Here is a 3090-nt window from a genome sequence, read left to right as displayed (position 1 = left end):
GGTCTTCAGAGTGAGAATGAAAGACTAAAAGTCAAAATTAGTGAAATTAGACTTATAGATAGAGCTAAATGTATTTTAATACAGTATTTAAATATGAGTGAGCCACAGGCACACAGGTACATCGAAAAGCAGGCTATGGATTTAAGAGTAACTAAGAAGGAAATTGCTGAGAGTATTTTAAAGACTTATGAATTGTAAGTTATTTTTAATTATTATTATTTTATTAAATTTTATTCGTGTAGGAGGTTTTTAGTATGACAAAATATGTATTTGTAACAGGTGGTGTTGTTTCAGGATTAGGTAAAGGTATAACAGCAGCATCTTTAGGAAGATTATTAAAATGTAGAGGATTTAAAGTAGCAGCTCAAAAATTAGATCCATATATAAACGTAGACCCAGGTACAATGAGTCCATACCAACATGGTGAAGTTTATGTAACAGAAGATGGAGCTGAAACAGATTTAGACTTAGGTCACTATGAAAGATTTATAGATGAGGATTTAAATAAATACTCAAATTTGACAACAGGAAAAGTTTATTGGAATGTTTTAAATAAAGAAAGAGAAGGTCAATATTTAGGTGAAACTGTACAAGTTATACCTCATGTAACTAATGAAATAAAAAGCTTTATATACAATGTAGGTCAAAAAAGCGATGCAGACGTTGTAATAACTGAAATAGGTGGTACAACTGGTGATATAGAAAGTCAACCATTCTTGGAAGCTATAAGACAAGTATCATTAGAGGTTGGAAGACATAACTGCTTATTTATACATGTTACATTAGTTCCATATATAAAGAGCTCAGGAGAACATAAATCTAAACCAACACAACATTCAGTTAAACAATTGCAAGGCTTAGGTATAATGCCTGATATTATAGTAACTCGTTCAGAAGCACCTATAGATGAAGTAGTTAAAAAGAAAATATCACTATTCTGTAATGTAAAACCTGACTGTGTAATAGAAAACAAGACTATAGATGTACTATACGAAGTACCTATGATGCTAGAAGAACAAAATTTATGTGATATAGTTTGTAGAGAATTGGATTTAAAATACGACAAATGTGATTTATCTGATTGGACAAACATGCTTGAAAGAGTTAAAAACAGAGATAAAACTGTGAAAATAGCTCTAGTTGGTAAATACACTAAATTACACGATGCTTATTTATCAGTAGTTGAAGCTCTATCACATGCAGGATATGAAAATAGCGCAATTATAGACATAAAATGGGTAGATGCAGAAGGTGTTAATAAAGATACAGTAGATGATTTATTAAAAGACTGCCAAGGTATATTAGTACCAGGTGGATTTGGAGATAGAGGTATAGAAGGTATGGTCTGTGCTTGTAACTACGCTAGAGTTAACAATATACCTTATTTAGGAATTTGCCTAGGTATGCAAATAGCAGTTATAGAATATGCTAGAAACGTACTTAACATGGAAAATGCAAATTCAACAGAATTCGATTTAGAAGTAAAATACCCAGTAATAGCTTTAATGCCAGACCAATTTGGAAATATACTAGGTGGAACAATGAGACTGGGAGCATATCCATGTAAGATAAAAGAAGGAACTATGATGCATAAATGCTATGGAGATTTAAATATATCAGAAAGACATCGTCATAGATATGAATTCAACAACGACTACAGACAACAAATGATAGATGCAGGTCTTACTATAGCAGGTACTTCTCCTGACGATAAATTAGTCGAAGCTGTAGAAGTAAGTAAAAATAAATTCCATGTTGGTGTTCAATACCATCCAGAATTCAAGAGTAGACCAAATAGAGCTAATCCGATATTCAAAGGATTTATAGAAGCGGCAGTTAGCATGCTATAGAAAATTTCTGTTTAAAAATATGAAAAATTAAATTAAAATATTATTAAACAATAAAGTAAATAAAATTCAGATGAGGTGACACGATGGATAGCAAAAAGTTTGTAATGTCTTACAGTGGTGGAAAAGACTGCATGCTTGCCATGTATAAAAAAATGAAAGAGGGTTCTACGCCTGTAGCATTGATTACCACTATAAAAAAGGATTCAACAGATTCTTGGACACATTCAATAAATAAAAGATTATTAGAAGAGGCTAGCAAAAGCTTGAATATACCTATAATATACGTTGAATGTGATATCAGTGAATACGAAACAGAATTTGAAAAGAAATTATTAGTGGCGAAGGAAATGGGGGCTACTACAGTAGTATATGGAGATATAGACATAGAGCTTCATAAAAAGTGGGATATAGATAGAGCTACTAATGCTGGTCTAGACTACGAGTTGCCTCTATGGAATGGAGATAGAGAAGGGCTTGTCCATGAATTTATAGATAGTGGATTTAAGGCTGTAATAAAAAAAGTAAATTTGGAAAATATGAGTGAGGATTTTTTAGGCAAGGTATTAGATAAAGAGCTTGTAGAAGAAATCAAGAAGACTGGATCCGATGCATGTGGTGAAAATGGAGAATACCATACTATTGTAGTAGATGGTCCAATTTTCAGTGAACCTATAAATTTAGAAATATTAGGTAAAACTATAGACAATGGATATGGAATTTTAGATGTTAAATAATAGTATCCCTATATTTTAATAAAGGTGTTGTTTAGACGATAAAAAGTTGTTTAAATAGCACCTTTTTAATTTTAGATAAAAATCTTTAATATAAAAAAATAAATTCTTATAAAAGCGATATGTTCATATAAATATTATAAATTCGAAAATTTTTGTATTAAAAATTTTGAGGAGGAAATTAATATGCTAGTCGATTTAGTCGAAATTAAAATCAACAAAAAGGAAGCCTTAAAAAATTTATTTGAGAAAATTCCGCTTTTAAGTAAGGTAATACAGTTTAATAAAAGAATAGGTGATATAAATCTAAGGTATATAGAGTATAAGATTTTAAAATACAGAGTAAATAGATTAGAAAATGGATTTTTAAAAAGCGATTATAGAATTGTAGCTCTAAACACATACACAGGTCATACTAAGCTTGTAGATGAAGTTCCAGCTACTGTAAAGAGATATATTGCAAGAAGTTGCGTACAAACGCCTAAAATAAATGACAGTATCTTAAAAAG

General features: G+C 30.6%; 4 protein-coding genes. All 4 read left to right on the top strand.

Annotated elements, in window-relative coordinates:
• Window positions 1-198 (top strand): ANTAR domain-containing response regulator (locus tag ACI3VO_RS11950; RefSeq protein WP_439758132.1); only part of this gene is annotated, 198 nt, incomplete at its 5' end.
• Between the two features lie 56 nt (window positions 199-254).
• Window positions 255-1850 carry a CTP synthase gene (locus tag ACI3VO_RS11945; protein ID WP_439758131.1) on the top strand — a complete coding sequence of 532 codons (1596 nt, stop codon included), beginning with the start codon at window positions 255-257 and terminating at the stop codon, window positions 1848-1850.
• Window positions 1851-1933: 83 nt separating this feature from the next.
• Window positions 1934-2584: a diphthine--ammonia ligase gene (locus ACI3VO_RS11940; protein ID WP_439758130.1), complete on the top strand. Its 651-nt coding sequence runs from the start codon at window positions 1934-1936 to the stop codon at window positions 2582-2584.
• Window positions 2585-2767: 183 nt separating this feature from the next.
• Window positions 2768-3090: hypothetical protein (locus ACI3VO_RS11935; RefSeq protein WP_439758129.1), on the top strand; the 323-nt coding region annotated here is incomplete at its 3' end.

Origin of the sequence: Intestinibacter sp. (genome assembly GCF_051866655.1) — a bacterium.
Lineage (GTDB): Bacteria > Bacillota > Clostridia > Peptostreptococcales > Peptostreptococcaceae > Intestinibacter.
Note: the sequence above shows the minus strand (reverse complement) of the source record. Positions and strands in the feature narration are given on the sequence as shown.